11 protein-coding genes and 1 other annotated feature are annotated in these 15,113 nt (G+C 44.9%); of the genes, 4 read left to right on the forward strand and 7 right to left on the reverse strand.

All coding sequences use genetic code 11. The annotated features are described in order from the left end of the window. Nucleotides 1-299 precede the first annotated feature (299 nt). From MHI53_RS17795 to ezrA, 4 genes are all read right to left on the reverse strand, one after another. Nucleotides 300-506 (reverse strand): alpha/beta-type small acid-soluble spore protein, encoded by a 207-nt coding sequence (locus tag MHI53_RS17795; protein WP_057911412.1) that lies wholly within the window; start codon nt 504-506, stop codon nt 300-302. 82 nt (nt 507-588) lie between these two features. Continuing rightward, nucleotides 589-1,800: a tRNA uracil 4-sulfurtransferase ThiI gene (gene thiI, locus MHI53_RS17800; protein ID WP_061142261.1), complete on the reverse strand. Its 1,212-nt coding sequence runs from the start codon at nt 1,798-1,800 to the stop codon at nt 589-591. Next, on the reverse strand, nt 1,797-2,945 hold the full coding sequence (locus tag MHI53_RS17805) for a cysteine desulfurase family protein (RefSeq protein ID WP_340371851.1): 1,149 nt from the start codon (nt 2,943-2,945) through the stop codon (nt 1,797-1,799). The genes thiI and MHI53_RS17805 overlap by 4 nt, the downstream gene beginning before the upstream one ends. Before the next feature lie 210 nt (nt 2,946-3,155). Beyond that, the gene (gene ezrA / locus MHI53_RS17810; RefSeq protein ID WP_340371852.1) at nt 3,156-4,850 is read right to left on the reverse strand and encodes a septation ring formation regulator EzrA; all 1,695 of its coding nucleotides are present in this window, start codon (nt 4,848-4,850) and stop codon (nt 3,156-3,158) included. A 168-nt stretch (nt 4,851-5,018) separates the two neighbouring features. On the opposite strand from ezrA, the gene hisJ reads away from it, so the two are divergent. After that, on the forward strand, nt 5,019-5,822 hold the full coding sequence (gene hisJ / locus MHI53_RS17815) for a histidinol-phosphatase HisJ (protein WP_340371853.1): 804 nt from the start codon (nt 5,019-5,021) through the stop codon (nt 5,820-5,822). Between the two features lie 2 nt (nt 5,823-5,824). On the opposite strand, the gene refZ is transcribed toward hisJ, so the two are convergent. Next, complete coding sequence (gene refZ / locus MHI53_RS17820; RefSeq protein ID WP_061142265.1) at nt 5,825-6,469, reverse strand: forespore capture DNA-binding protein RefZ; 645 nt, start codon at nt 6,467-6,469, stop codon at nt 5,825-5,827. Between the two features lie 155 nt (nt 6,470-6,624). On the opposite strand from refZ, the gene MHI53_RS17825 reads away from it, so the two are divergent. Then, nucleotides 6,625-7,104 carry a GAF domain-containing protein gene (locus MHI53_RS17825; RefSeq protein ID WP_340371854.1) on the forward strand — a complete coding sequence of 160 codons (480 nt, stop codon included), beginning with the start codon at nt 6,625-6,627 and terminating at the stop codon, nt 7,102-7,104. A gap of 37 nt (nt 7,105-7,141) precedes the next feature. On the opposite strand, the gene MHI53_RS17830 is transcribed toward MHI53_RS17825, so the two are convergent. Continuing rightward, nucleotides 7,142-9,019, reverse strand: coding sequence for a diguanylate cyclase (locus MHI53_RS17830; protein WP_340371855.1), 1,878 nt, complete (start codon nt 9,017-9,019; stop codon nt 7,142-7,144). A 507-nt stretch (nt 9,020-9,526) separates the two neighbouring features. Between MHI53_RS17830 and rpsD the strand changes: the two genes are divergently transcribed. Next, nucleotides 9,527-10,129: a 30S ribosomal protein S4 gene (gene rpsD, locus MHI53_RS17835; RefSeq protein ID WP_061142268.1), complete on the forward strand. Its 603-nt coding sequence runs from the start codon at nt 9,527-9,529 to the stop codon at nt 10,127-10,129. Between the two features lie 231 nt (nt 10,130-10,360). Here rpsD and tyrS read toward each other — a convergent pair whose 3' ends face one another. Further along, a complete protein-coding gene (tyrS, locus tag MHI53_RS17840; protein WP_061142270.1) occupies nt 10,361-11,617 on the reverse strand; it encodes a tyrosine--tRNA ligase in 1,257 nt (418 codons plus the stop codon). A gap of 67 nt (nt 11,618-11,684) precedes the next feature. Next, nucleotides 11,685-11,901 (reverse strand) — a binding site (T-box leader). 149 nt (nt 11,902-12,050) lie between these two features. On the opposite strand from tyrS, the gene MHI53_RS17845 reads away from it, so the two are divergent. Then, nucleotides 12,051-15,053: a transglycosylase domain-containing protein gene (locus tag MHI53_RS17845; RefSeq protein WP_340371856.1), complete on the forward strand. Its 3,003-nt coding sequence runs from the start codon at nt 12,051-12,053 to the stop codon at nt 15,051-15,053. The last annotated feature ends 60 nt before the right edge of the window (nt 15,054-15,113 follow it).

Genomic DNA, 15,113 nt, shown 5'->3' on the forward strand with positions numbered 1-15,113 from the left:
CTATCACCCGCTTTTTTCGGCCGTTCACCACTTAATTTCGGTTTAACACTCGCTTTTTTCGGCCGTTCACCGCATTTTTTCGGCTTAACACTCGCTTTTTTCGGCCGTTCACCACTTTATTTCGGCCTACCTCTCGCTTTTTTCGGCCGTTCACCACTTTTATTCTGCCTAACACTCACTTTTTTCGGCCTACCACCATTTTTTCGGCCTACCTCTCGCTTTTTTCGGCAGCACACGAATTGGAGACAAACAGAAGAGAGCGGGTTCAGAACCCGCTCTCTGTAGCCATTTTTATGAAATTATCTTTTGTACCCTCCGCCTAATTGTTGTTCAGCCATTTGAACAAGGCGTTTTGTAATTTCTCCACCTACTGATCCGTTAGCGCGAGCAGTTGTGTCTGCACCAAGTTGTACGCCGAATTCAGAAGCGATTTCATATTTCATTTGTTCTAGAGCTTGTTCCACTCCAGGTACCAATAATTCGTTTGAGCTGTTGTTGTTTGCCATGTGTTTTTCACCTCCTTGTGATTATAGAGTGTGTTAAAACACATGGCTTCATTCGCACTATTTTATTGGTAATTACAGGATATTAAAATAAGTCTTCCATGGCTTCTTTATTATCGAATGTCTGCCCCGGTTTGATGGTCAAGATTTCGGTTTCGGAGACCGCTTTTTCAATCAAGGAATCGAAGTCAACGAAGCTTTCATAGTAATTGACCTTTTCACGTTTCGGTTTCGTTTTTGGACTTGCCGGCGTGAATACTGTACAGCAATCTTCATAGGGGAGATTGGATATTTCAAACGTATCGAGCTCCCTGGCAATTTTGATGATCTCGGTTTTATCCATCGTGATAAGCGGACGCAAAATCGGTGTATTCGTCACTTCATTGATGGCGAACATGCTGCTCATCGTCTGGCTCGCTACCTGGCCAAGGCTTTCGCCGGTGATAAGTGCCATGGCTTCCTCTTTTTCACGGATTTTATCGGCGACCCGCATCATCAAGCGGCGAGTTGTCGTCATCGAGTAGTTTTCCGGAATCTGTTTTTGAATCAGTAATTGAATTTCCGTGAATGGCACGATATGCACTTTCATGCTTCCATTTATTTCAGCAAGCTTCCCAGCCAGGTCAATCACCTTTTGCTTGGACCGTTCACTTGTGAAAGGGGGACTGTAAAAATGGATCGCTTCAACATCCAACCCGCGTTTCATTGAAAGGAATCCGGCAACAGGGCTATCGATGCCGCCTGAAAGCATCAGCATCGCCTTCCCGCTTGAACCGAAGGGAAGCCCTCCGGCCCCTTGGATGATTTCACCCGTCATATATACAGCCTCACGTCTCACTTCAACCAGCAAGTTCAAATCTGGATTCTTCACATCCACTTTGACATCTTCCGTATTTCGAAGCAAATGCCCGCCAAGCGCCCTGTTAATCTCATCGGTGTTATAGGGGAAATCCTTGTCGGCACGTTTCGTCGTGATTTTGAATGTGCTGACCTCTTCAGAAGTTTGATTAAGGTAATACAGCGCTGCCGTTTTCATCACTTCCAGGTCACGCTCGATTTTTATCGCTGGACTTAAAGACTGGATGCCAAAAATGCCTTTTAACCGTTCAATGACAGGCTTATGGTCCACGCCGTTCAGAAGGACGTACATCCGCTCTCGGTTTGCCGTAAGCACAACACCTTCGATATCCTTTAAACTCCAGCGGATATGTGCCTTCATTTTATCTACAAAGCCTTTACGGTTTCTTTTTTTCGTGGAGATTTCTCCATAGCGGATAATTATATGATCAAATTTCATTTCGCAACCCTCATTATTTTTTCTAAATTAGCGACAATTTTCTGTATCGCCGCCAGAACTTGCTTGGCTTCATCCAGCTCATTTCCATAAGTAGTGCTGATACGGAGGACGCTCTCGGAACGAGCTGGGTCATGGAACATCGCATCCACCGTTTTGCTAACCGTCCTTTTTTTCGAAGAACAGGCACTCGTCGTCGAAACAAAGATTCCATCCGATTCGAGAGCGTGCAGCAATACCTCTGATTTAAGCAGCGGTACGGAAAAATTCAATATATGGGGCGCGCCCTCCGAAGGGCTGTTGACCAGCACCCCTTCCATGTCCGATAACCCTTTGTATAAGTAGTTTTTAATTTTTTCAAGCTTATCATGATACAGCAATTGATTGTTCATACTAATACGAAAAGCTTTGGAAAGGGCGACAATCCCCGCGACATTTTCGGTGCCGCTCCTGATTTGCGTTTCTTGGTTGCCCCCGTGAAACAGCGGGTCTATCCGAACGCCGTCACGAACGTAAAGGAAGCCGGTCCCCTTCAAGCCGTGGATTTTGTGACCGGAAAAGGTGCATAAATCAACATGGGCTTCGCGTAATGATAAAGGAACCTTGCCTGCTCCCTGTACATTATCGACATGAAAAAGCACCTGAGGGTACTGCCTAAGCCAATTCCCTATTTCAGCAATCGGCTGTATCGAGCCCACCTCATTATTGACATGCATGACGGAAACCAATATGGTATCGTCCCTCAATGCACCTTTAAGGTCAGTCATTTCAATCTGCCCGTATTCGTTAACAGGTAGAATCGTGATTTCAAAGCCCAATTTCGTCAATGATTGACACGCATCTTCGACAGATGGATGCTCAATCGCCGTCGTGATGATGTGTTTGCCCCGTTTCATCTGAGATTGGGCTGCACCTTTAATGGCGAGATTATTCCCTTCGGTCCCCCCGGAAGTGAAATATATTTCCGAGCCTTTTACCTTCAATAAATCAGCAACCTGCTTTCGTGCTGCCGCCAGAAGTTTTTCGGCTTGGACCCCAAGCCCGTGCAGCGAGGATGGATTGCCGAAATAATCAGAAGATATCTTCATGAATGATTCGATCACTTCCGGATATGGTTTGGTTGTTGCACTATTGTCAAAATAAATCATGGGTTCACCTTCCATGTTTTGTATCTATGATGGTCATTCTTTTACATATAATTTTATTCGTTGCTGTTGCAACTACTAATATTAACATAATTGAATTTGAAAGAGAATGTAAATCAATGGTCCTGGTTTGAAAGAACACGCAATAAGTGGATAATCTGCCATAGCCATAGCCAATCGTGTCCCAAATAAAAAAACCCGCCATGGCGGGTTTTAAGATAGGACTTCTTCGATATTCGCCCCAATTTTCCGTAAGCTGCCGGGGTCGACCTTTTCAATCGCCGTGGCTGCCGTTTCCAATGCAGCTTGATATTCATAGCTGCGGAATTTCGCCTCTGCTTCCCTAAGGCTGTCGGCAACCGTATCATGACTGCTACGATAACGGTTTCCGAATTGAATTACCTTTTCGGCCAAATACATATGCTCGATCAATTCATGTGCCTTTTCGTAGACCTTATGCACCTGTTGAACCGCTTTTTCTAAATAAATATACACAGCGGCCATATCAAGAGGCTTTTCTTCCAGTTTATTTTGAACGTCCTCGATGCTTTCCTTGGCATCCTGGAGCACCGCTTTATATTCTTCAGGCAGCCCAGGGATATTGCTTTTGGAAATTAAACGGCCCGTATCGACCAGTTTGCGCTTCAGTTCAGCCAATGAATCCCTCGCGTCCATTTCATCTTTCCGCAACGCCTGTAATTTAACGGTAAAGTCTTTCTGGTTCTCCTGTAGTTCTTTCAGCTGTGCTAAAAGCCCCTGCATCTCTTCACTGATTAAAGAGCTTGCCATCACATTATCCTCCATCTTCAAAACAAGCAATTGATGGCGTTTCGAAATTTGGGCAATCTGCTTTTCCATTTTCCGCTGTGCATCGAGCTCATTTTCAGTCAGATGATAGGTGTGCTGGACATGTATCGTTTCGACTTTAAGTTTATCATTTTCATATTCAAGGTCACTTATCGTTTTCCTGAGGACTTCATCATTTTTCAGGATATACTGTTTGGAGAGCACCTCTTTTTCCAGAAGGTCATACAGTACATCGATGCTTTCATGCATATCTTTGATGCCTTTTTCGACCGTTTCCGTTTCGGCATTTTCCAATTGCGTTTTATAAAGCGCCAGTTCCTCCTCAAGCCTTGATATTTCCTGCTGAAAATGGATATGGCTCAACAGGTAACCCTGTCCCGACATCTCCTCATACCCATCCTTTAATTCATTGATTTGGGCGTGCAGCTCGGATTGGCTGTCAACCAATAACTTTGGAAGCATCTCCATTTTGACGGCCAGGATCGAAAGTTTATCCTTTATCGAAAGAACAAGTTCCCTCGCATTCAAGTAGTTCCCGTTTTCCGTTTCTTCTTCATACTTTTGCAGGACCTGCAATACTTCATCAAGGGAGCCTTCCAGCTTATCCGCCGCTTTCCCATAATTGTGTCTATGTGCTAGCAATGATTTCTTCAGTTGGCGGTAGGATTCTTTAATATCCTCGATTTCCAAGCGATTCTTCTCTTCACTGCCTACGAGTTCATTCAATTCATATAAGATCTTTTTGATCATTTCTTCAATTTCATTCAGCATGACGGTAATTTTGTGCTGTACCTCTTTCGAACGGCTGAACCGGTACTTATCGACAAACTCCTCTGCATCGAATAAAAGCTCTTCGACTTTCGGCATATGGTCCGTAATGATCGCGTCCCATTCGATACGCCAGTTTTCGAACATCTCCTCCGTTTCACCAGTCATGTTCAATTGTTTGACTTTAGAAAGCTCTTCCAGCACGGGGCGGTGCATGATGCTTATTTTCCAGGTTTCCAGTCGATCGATTTCTTTAAAATATCTCTTTTTGAAAAAATAACCCCAAATGATGAAAATCAAAATTAATACAATTACCCCAAGTATGTACTCCATGCTAGGCCCCCTGTTCTAGTCCTTACAGTCTTGCTCTATTATATATCAATTTTTAAAATGTTAAATTTAATGCTTTTATGATACCATGTTAGCAATAATTTTTGATGAGAAAAATGATTTTTTTGTAGAAAATTGCTACAAATACCTGTTTTTTGGGAGGGAATGGCCTTGAAAGCTGATAGTCACGTGCATACTCCGTTTTGCCCTCACGGCTCTACGGATACTTTCAATGAATATATTACGCGGGGAATCGAGCTGGGATTAAAGGAAATCACATTTACGGAGCACGCACCCTTACCTAGGGATTTCCATGACCCGACACCTGAAAAAGACAGTGGCATGGACGCCGCCCTGCTCCTCGATTACCTTCAGGAGCTCCGCGTGTTGAAGGAACGCCATAAAGACAAAATCTTGATCAAAATCGGACTGGAAGTCGACTTTATCGAAGGCCATGAGAAAGCAACAAAGGAATTCCTCGATGAAACCGGGGAGTTCCTGGACGATAGCATACTTTCCGTCCACTTCATCAAGAATCACGAGAATTGGCACTGCATCGATTTCAGTGCAGATGAGTTTGGTCAGATCGCTAAAACACTAGGATCCGTCGAAGCGCTATATGCCAAATACTATGATACATTAGAAAAATCGATCGAAGCTGATTTAGGCATATATAAGCCGAAACGGATCGGACATATCACCCTGGTCCATAAATTCCAGCAGCGCTATCCATCCGCATTGAATTTTGACGAGCATGTATACAGGGTGCTGGATTTGATCAAGAAAGAAAACTACCAATTGGATTATAATGGCGCCGGGCTTGTTAAACCGCTATGCGGCGAACCGTATCCGCCGGAACGGTTTGCCAGACGCGCCATGGCTCTCGGCATTCCGCTCGTTTATGGTTCCGATGCCCATCAGGCCCAAGATTTGGGGCAGGGCTACCAGGCATTGATTCCCGAGTTCAATGGGTAACTTCAGGCCCGCCCCGCCAACTGTGGCTCGAGGTCCTTTGCAATGAAAAGGGTATCCTGAAGGAACCGTCCCACTTCATTCGCATAAATATTCGTGTAATAGGCTTCCTGCGGAAACACATGAAGCACATCCATCGCATAATGGGTATGCAGGACAGGGGCCGTAAGCAGGCCCTTCAGCTGCAGCAAATACATCGGGATCGAGACCGAGTGGAAGCTCCGGTTCTTGATTCCCTGTTCCAAAATATATTGAAAATAAGACTTTTCTTTTGTAAAATAAGTCGAATGAATTTCCCGGTTTAAATTGGAATCGAGTGAGGATTCCCCATAGATGAACCGTGCAGCCAGGAAGTTTTCCCTCTGGAAGGCGAGTATGCCCTTCACGAGATTCAGCAAGCACTGCTGCGGTCCTTTAAGGTCGAGAAGGGTCATGTTCGTCTCAAGGACCAGGATATAGTCTTCTAAATAGGAAGTGAAACAGAATTCCAGCAGCCCCTGCTTATTTTTGAAATAGTAGGCAATATTTGCAGCGTTCACTTTCGCTTTATTGGCAATATCCCGGATTGAAGTCGCATGGTAACCTTTCAAATGAAATAAATGCAGGGCAGCTTCGACAATGGCTTGTTTCGTTGGCGTTTGGCGATTCATTCAGGCAATCCCTCGCTTTCTTTGAGACAAGTCTTGTGGACTAATTTCTGCACGAATGAGGCTGAATCCTTTAGTTAGTTCTCGACAATTTCCCAACAATCAAGCAACATGGCTAGAATGTGCTGTAAAAATATGCGGAAGACAGGTGAACGCTTTTGTTTAATGTCGAAATGTATCAAGGAAAAAAAGAAAAAAACTATGAACTGGTCCAAAAACAACTTTCCGCCTTAGTTGAAGATGAAACGAACCGGATTGCCAATTTAAGCAATGCGGCGGCTTTACTGAATCAGTTTCTAGATGAAGTCAATTGGGTCGGCTTCTATCTATACGAAGAAGACCAATTGATCTTAGGACCATTCCAAGGGCTTCCGGCATGTGTCCGCATCCCAATGGGCAGGGGCGTATGCGGGACATCCGCGGCCACTGCAAAAACCTTGCGCATCGAGGACGTCCATCAATTCCCTGGACATATTGCCTGTGATGCAGCATCGCGATCTGAAATTGTCATACCTCTCATGCAGGAAGGCAATTTGATCGGTGTGCTCGATATCGACAGCCCGATCACGAACAGATTTGACGAAATCGATCAGCAGGGACTCGAGAAGTTCGCTGAGATCCTTTCCAAGCATTTATAACATGAAAGGGAGCGGCTCATGCAAGCTGCTCCCTTTTTCATAGCAGGACTCCATGCACATGCACCCGGTCCTTGCCAGAATTCTTCGCGCTATATAACGCTTCATCGGCCCTTTTGACGATTTCCTTCACACTATCAGGACGCCCTTTCCCCCAATGGGACACGCCTGCCGAGATCGTTACACCCGGATTGGAAATATCCCTCACTTTATCCTTCAGCCGTTCGGCAATTCGAATGCCCGTTTCCAAAGATTCACATGGCAAGTAGATAGCAAGCTCTTCCCCGCCCCACCTTGCCCCTATATCATGATCACGAATATTATGCTGGAGAAGGTGCGCCACTTGGATCAGAATTTCATCGCCAACCTGATGACCGTATGTATCATTTATCCTTTTGAAGTTATCGATATCGATCATGATGAATGCTCCCCCTTCATCCTTTTCAAGCGATCTAGACATTTTTTCATCAAGGAATCCCCTGGAATACAGCTGTGTCAGATGATCGGTAATGACCATTTTTTCAAGTTCTTCCCGCAGAATCGAATTGGCCATCGCCATGCTGGAGTGATGGATGAGGGATTGCAGCAACTTGAACATTTCGAACGAAAAGAAATAGGCCTCCGTATGGAGGATGACGGCGAAGCCCTTGACTTCATCCCCTTTCATCATCGGTACGGCCATCAGGGAACGATACCGTATCTCTGCTTCCGGGCGATGTACCCTTAGATCACCGATGAAAAGCGATTCCTTCTCACTCCCGAGCCTATCGATCAGGAATGAGACATAAAGGCCCGCTCCCTCTGAATCAAAGAAATCCGAGCTGCCAGAGAGGATTGCCCCCGCGTCATCCAGATCAAGCGTCAAAAAGCCAACTTGTTCCGCATGAAAGGATGTGATGATCTGCCGCTTCATATATTCCATCGTTTCATCCAGGCGCAGATTGGAATTCAAATGGCGGGATATCTCATTTATTAGCTGCAGGTCCGCAACAAGCCGTTTGGATTGTTGATACAGCTGGGCGTTCTCCAAGGCGCTCCCGGCCGTATTGGCAAGCAATGAGATAAACTCGATTTCCTGCTTCGGGAAAGTGAGGGTTTTAGGAGCAATGACCTGAAGCACTCCATAGACTCCCTGTTTCCCCTTTAATGGCGCATATAGAATGGATTGATTTTCGGAAGGCTGATCTTCGAATTCCATATTGCCCGATACATAGGCTTGCAAAGCAGCCACATTATCACTATCATATTCGAGTTCCTTGATCGGCAAGTTTTCATGGCCGTCATGATCATGCGAAAGTAACAGGAAATACTCGAATGTCGGATACACGGTATGTAAAGTAGCGATGATCTCCCCCAGTACCGCATCCCTGCTCATGGAAGAATGGAACTTTTCAGTAACCTTGAAAAGTTGTTTATACCGCCTTTCATCGTCCGATATCTTTGAAATGGATAAAGCGGTTTTCAAGATGATCGTGAATTCATTAGCAAAGATGGAGCCTTCCTCCAACGTCAGGCTGGAAAGGGCGCTGGCTTCCCGTTCTTTAAATGCCGTCACGCCGATCACCTTCCCGTTATCCCAAAGGGGGATGACGACATGAATATCCAGGGCTCCCGCTTGCATGCGGACCATTCCATCCCCATCACCAACTTGTTCTCTCCATAATAATTGAATATACTCCTGAACAGGGGCTTCCATGATATAGTCGTGAAGGCTTCCAGTCGAGGCTTCTTTATAGAATTGCTGCTTCCACTCATCGAATTTAAAGAACGTGACCTCTTCCATCTCCAGCAATTCTTTTGTATCCAATAAAAAGGTCTCCAAAAACGTCGCGTCATGAAGTTCACCCTTTCTATTTTGCATATGTTGAAAGAAGAGCATCCTTAATTGATTTAATATCTGAGCTGTTTTATTCTTCATCTTTATCATCCCTATATTACAGCCTATTTTTTTAAGAGAACCTGAGATTTCATCATATCCGAAAGTTGAATCGATGCAAAGAAACCGGGATCAGACCATGCAAATAACATATAATTAGGGGTCCCAATGAAAAGGGAAAACCACCCATGTAATTATGTTTTATACTCATTACTTCATTATAACGCTCACTATGAAAAATTCCTCCCTAATAATAGTATTTTTTAAATATTTTGTCTTTCCATCTTCTTCGGTTCACTTTCCCGCTTCTTTAATTAATCGCCTATACCCTTGACTCATCGAGCAGAATATTATACAATACTCCTTGTGTAAAATATTGCAGCCTATGTGACAGCTTTTATGTTCTCATTTTGTTCCTCCTTTACAGAGGTGTATCTCGTAACTCTCTGCTGCTAGGGCGAAGGTACATGAAAACAAAATGGTCATGATCGTCCATTCACACGGTTTTTATTTTACCAAAATAAAAACATTTAAAGGAGGAGTCATCCTATGGCTCGTTATACTGGCCCAAGCTGGAAACTATCCCGTCGTTTAGGAATTTCCCTAACAGGTACTGGTAAAGAATTAGAAAAACGCCCTTATGCTCCAGGACAACATGGTCCTAACCAACGTAGAAAAATTTCTGAATACGGAATGCAACTACAAGAGAAACAAAAACTTCGTCACATGTACGGAATCACTGAACGTCAATTCCGTTCAATGTTCGACCGTGCTGGCAAAATCAAAGGTGTTCATGGTGAAAACTTCATGGTTCTTCTTGAATCACGTCTTGACAACCTAGTTTACCGTCTTGGTTTAGCTCGTACACGTCGTCAAGCACGTCAACTTGTTAACCACGGTCACATCATTGTAGACGGACGTCGCGTAGACATCCCATCTTACAAAGTGTCCCTTGGACAAACAATCGCAGTTCGTGAAAAATCACGCAACTTCTCAATCATCAAAGAATCAGTTGAAGCAACTAACTTCGTACCTGATTTCCTTACTTTCGATGCTGAGAAATTGGAAGGTACTTTCACTCGTTTACCAGAACGTTCTGAATTGCCTGCTGAAATTAACGAAGCGCTTATCGTTGAGTTCTACTCTCGTTAATACTTTGTTAACTTTAAAAAACCTAGAAACATTGATTTCAATGTTTCTAGGTTTTTTTTCTTGTTCTCCTGAATTTTCGTTCTCTTGATATGGAGGACGTTTTTTAGATAGGCTGTTTTTTCGCATAGTTTGTTGCTATAAGTTATGCGGCGTGGTTGATTTTCGCTCCAATCAACCGTTCTGTACATGCGCAGTAAAGCCCGGCTGTCACTCAGCCGGGCTTCCCTACACTTATTTGACTAATGTATATTTCTTCTTGCCGCGGCGAACGAGAATGAACTCTCCCTCGATCTTGGCAGCTTCCGTCACGACATACTGCAGATCGGTCACTTTTTCTCCATTGATGGAGATGGCACCGTTTTGGATATCTTCACGGGCTTGGCGCTTCGATGGGGAGATTTTCGCTTCGACGATCAACTCGACCAGACCGATATCTTCCTTGGTTTCACGTTCAAAGCTAGGGACATCTTTAAAGCCCAGCTTGATTTCCGCTGCAGTCAAATTCTTCACCTCACCGCTGAATAGCGCAGCAGAAATTTTGATTGCTTGATCAAGGGCTTCCTGACCATGAATCAAACGGGTCATCTCTTCGCCCAACGTTTTTTGCGCTTTGCGAAGATGCGGTTCAGACTGTACGGATTGCTCTAGCTCTTCGATCGTTTCACGAGATAGGAATGTGAAGAATTTCAAGTATTTCACGACATCGGCATCAGCTGTATTGATCCAGAACTGGTAAAACTCGTACGGGGTTGTCTTTTCCGGATCAAGCCAGATCGCTCCGCCTTCCGTTTTACCGAATTTCGTACCATCCGCTTTCGTTACGAGCGGAATCGTCATACCGTATGCTTTTGCTTCCTCATCATTCGATTTCCGAATCACTTCAAGTCCTGTCGTAATATTGCCCCATTGGTCACTTCCGCCAATTTGTAATTTACAGTTGTAATTGCTGTATAAATGCCCGAAATCAATTCCTTGTAAAAGCGTATACGTGAATTCAGTAAAGGAAATCCCCGTGTCCAGGCGCGAAGCAACTGTATCCTTTGCCAAAATGTAGTTAATGCCAATGTATTTCCCATAATCACGCAAGAAGGTGACGAGATCGATTTTACCCAACCAGTCATAGTTATTGACCATGACGGCACCATTTTCGCCGTCGAATTCAAAGATATGCGATAGCTGCCCTTTTATGCAGTCGGCATTATAAAGAACTTTTTCCAGCGTTTGCAGCTGGCGTTCCTCCTTTTTACCACTCGGATCACCGATAAGTCCAGTCGCCCCGCCAACTAGCACAAGAGGACGATGGCCGTGCTGCTGGAAACGGCGCAATGTCAAGAATGGCAGCAGATGTCCGATGTGCATACTATCGGCAGTCGGATCTACACCGCAGTATAAAGAAATTTTCTCTTTTTCTAATAGGTCTTTAAAGCCCTTTTCGTCCGTTTGTTGATAAATAATCCCTCTCCATTCGAGGTCTTTAAGCAATTCCATGTAATATTCCTCCTCCATCTATAGAAAGCCTCCGCAAAAAGCACACAAAAACGCCCCTTCATAAATATGAAGGGACGAATAAATTCGCGGTACCACCCAACTTGAGGACATACTATGCCCTCCGCTCTAAAACGAATAACGGTCGTCAACCGTTCCCTGCTACTATCATTTCACAGCAAATGCTCCAGGAAGTAATTCATCAAACCATTTGTACCGATTTCCACTAACCACCGGCTCTCTAAAACAGGGATAGTCTGACTACTGGGTCCTATCATCGCGATCAATTCATTCTTTTATTGTTGTTAATAAACTTTTATCATACATAAGATTGCTTGTCAACATTACCCTTACAGATTCTAGAAAAATAAGAAAGATGACCTTTCGCCTACTTGTTATATGCTATAATATATGTGATTTCAGGGGGTATGATACGATGAATAATAATCAAAAAGATAGATTACGGACGGCATGGAAGCAGCTGACCCGCTTTTTCCGAAATGAAAAGACACAAAAAAATGCACGGGTCACCTACCAGGTCTTTTGGAATTTAACGCTGATCCTCATTATTGTCGGGATTCTAGGATTCTCATTCGCCGGCGGCGTTGGAGCCGGCTATTTCGCTGCCCTCGTCAAAGATGAGCCGGTACGCTCAAAAGCAGATCTTAAAAAAGACATCTACAATTATGAAGAGACCTCTGAAGTATACTTTGCCAATGAGGTGTATTTGGGCAAGCTTAAGAGCGATCTCGAGCGTGAAGAAGTGTCAATCGATAAAGTTTCCAAGTATCTTCAAAATGCGGTCATCGCGACAGAAGATGAATATTTTTACGAGCATGACGGAGTTGTCCCGAAGGCGATCCTGCGTGCCATTTACCAGGAATTCTCCAATGCATCCGTCCAATCGGGAGGAAGCACATTAACGCAGCAGCTCATCAAAAACCAGGTGCTGACAAACGAAGTGTCGTTTGATCGGAAGGCAAAGGAAATCCTGCTTGCACTCCGGGTAGAGAAATTCTTTGAAAAAAAAGAGATTTTGGAAACGTACCTAAACGTCTCCACTTTGGGAAGAAACTCTTCCGGTCGGAACATTGCTGGTGTCGAGTCGGCTGCTGAAGGTATTTTTGGCGTGGAGGCCAAAGACCTGACACTGCCCCAATCCGCGTTTATCGCCGGATTGCCGCAAAGTCCATTCGGTTACACACCATATACGCAGCAAGGGAAATTGAAAGATAATCAACAGCCTGGCATCAACAGGATGAAAACCGTTTTAAAACGGATGTACAGTAACGGATACATAACAAAGGACGAGTATGATAAAGCAAAAGCCTACGACATAACCAAAGACTTTATCGGAAAATCGGAGATGCCATCGGAGAAGTATCCATGGCTCACCTATGAAATTGAAAAACGCTCCATTGAAATCCTCTCTGTCAATCTAGCAAAAGAAGATGGATATGAAGAAAAGGATTTAGAGGATGATGATCTAAAAGCGCAATATGTAGCCCTTGCCGATCGTAAGCTTCGACAAAATGGCTATAAAATTTATACCACCGTCAACAAAAAGATTTATGACAAAATGCAGGAAGTAACGAAAAACTATCCGAACTTCGGATACGATAAACCGACGCAGGTCGTCGACCCGGATACGAAGGAAACGAAAACCGTGAGCCAGCCCGTGGAGGCCGGAGCGATCCTGATCGAGAATAAAACAGGGAAAATCATCAGTTTCGTTGGCGGCCGTGATTTCAAGCGGGAACAGACGAACCATGCGACCGCATCATTGCGCTCAAACGGTTCAACGATGAAGCCATTGCTTGTATATGGCCCAGGGATCGAGCTAGGCAAGATCTCACCTGGAAGCGTATCGGCCAACGTGCCGATTTCCATTGGAGCTTGGAGTCCAGGGAACTATGGCGGCGGCAGCTATACGGGCGTATCGACTGCCCGCGAGGCCCTGAAGAAGTCCTACAATATCCCGGCAGCGCTCTTTTACAAAAAGATAATCAACCTGAGACCTGCTTCGTATTTGGAGAAAATGGGCTTCTCCACCGTGACGAAAGGCGATTACTCCAACCTGTCCATGTCATTGGGTGCCATGGACAGGGGTGTAACCGTCGAAGAAAACGTCAATGCGTTTGGCACCTTTGCCAATTCAGGGGAATTCATCGATGCTTATATGATCGATAAAATCGTTTCGAAGGATGGCAAGGTCATCTATCAGCATAAAGTGAAACCAGTGGATGTTTTCTCCCCACAAGCCGCTTACCTGACGCTTGACATGATGCGTGATGTCGTAAACAGCGGGACGGCGGCGTCGGTCAGGAACCGCCTGGCCTTCTCAAGCGATTGGGCCGGTAAAACCGGTACTTCACAAAATTATTGGGACGCTTGGTTCGTAGCCACCAATCCGAATGTATCGTTTGGGACATGGCTCGGTTATGACAAGCCAAAATCCTTGCAAGGCAACTATAACGGACTTGAATACAATAAACGGAATATATATTATTGGGCCGATCTGATCAACGCGGCCTACAAAGCCGAACCGAAACTCATCGATCCCGATAAACGGTTCCAAATGCCTGGCGGAATCGTCAGCCGTTCCTTCTGCGGCGTTTCCGGACTGCTGCCTTCAAGTTCGTGCCAAAAGGCCGGACTGGTCAAGTCGGATTTATTCATCGCCAAGTACGCACCATCCAAGGCGGATAATAGTTTCATAGACGGACAATATGTTTCAGTCGGAAGCAAGCGCTACGCCGCCCTTCCGCAAACACCTGGCGAATTCACGAGCGGCGGGTTCATGCTCAACCCAGATTCGTTTGCAGATATCGGTTTGCAGTATGTGATCGATCCGGGCGCCATCATTCCTGGCGGCGAGGAAAAGGGGGAAGTCGTCGCTACGAAAGCGAAATTGAATGATAATGGCAAAGCGCCCGCCCCCCTTTCCATCTCCATGAGCAGCGATAAGATCACTTGGGGGCTGCATCCTGAAGGGGATGTCGTCGGCTATCGTGTCTATAAGGACGGGAAAAAAGTGGCGAGCATCAATGCTGGTGCAGAGCTTGTTTATAAAGTCGGCTCAGGCGGCTCCTATTACGTAACGGCCGTTGACATAGTCGGGAAAGAATCGTCTCCATCGCAACATGTCGAAAGCGGCGCTAAAAAGGCAAGCAAAGAAGATTCGACCAAAAATAAAGACGATCGCAAAAAAGATAACATCGCAAACGAAGATAAAAAAACGGAAGCAAAAGAAGAAACTCGCACATCAGGTCAAGATAAGGCCAAAGATTCTGATACACAGCAAGAACAAGATAAAAACAAAGATCAGGATCAAGACGAAGATGATGCAGATAAAGAGGATACAAAGACCGACAAGAATAAAGACACGGTCAATGATAAAGACAAAGAAACCAACAACGCGGAAGAAGAGGAAGAATGATTCTTTTCGTAAAACAGGCTGGCGGGATCAAACCGCCAGCCTGTTTTTTCCTATCAGACG

The sequence above is a fragment of the Peribacillus sp. FSL E2-0218 genome (assembly GCF_037992945.1).
Classification (GTDB): Bacteria; Bacillota; Bacilli; order Bacillales; family DSM-1321; genus Peribacillus; species Peribacillus simplex_B.

Coding starts and splice junctions, on each gene's coding strand:
- tyrS (WP_061142270.1), bottom strand. CDS start 11,617: ATGGAATTGCTTAAAGACCTCGAATGGAGAGGGATTATTTATCAACAA.
- refZ (WP_061142265.1), bottom strand. CDS start 6,469: ATGAATCGCCAAACGCCAACGAAACAAGCCATTGTCGAAGCTGCCCTG.
- MHI53_RS17845 (WP_340371856.1), top strand. CDS start 12,051: ATGAATAATAATCAAAAAGATAGATTACGGACGGCATGGAAGCAGCTG.
- MHI53_RS17795 (WP_057911412.1), bottom strand. CDS start 506: ATGGCAAACAACAACAGCTCAAACGAATTATTGGTACCTGGAGTGGAA.
- thiI (WP_061142261.1), bottom strand. CDS start 1,800: ATGAAATTTGATCATATAATTATCCGCTATGGAGAAATCTCCACGAAA.
- MHI53_RS17805 (WP_340371851.1), bottom strand. CDS start 2,945: ATGATTTATTTTGACAATAGTGCAACAACCAAACCATATCCGGAAGTG.
- MHI53_RS17830 (WP_340371855.1), bottom strand. CDS start 9,019: ATGAAGAATAAAACAGCTCAGATATTAAATCAATTAAGGATGCTCTTC.
- rpsD (WP_061142268.1), top strand. CDS start 9,527: ATGGCTCGTTATACTGGCCCAAGCTGGAAACTATCCCGTCGTTTAGGA.
- ezrA (WP_340371852.1), bottom strand. CDS start 4,850: ATGGAGTACATACTTGGGGTAATTGTATTAATTTTGATTTTCATCATT.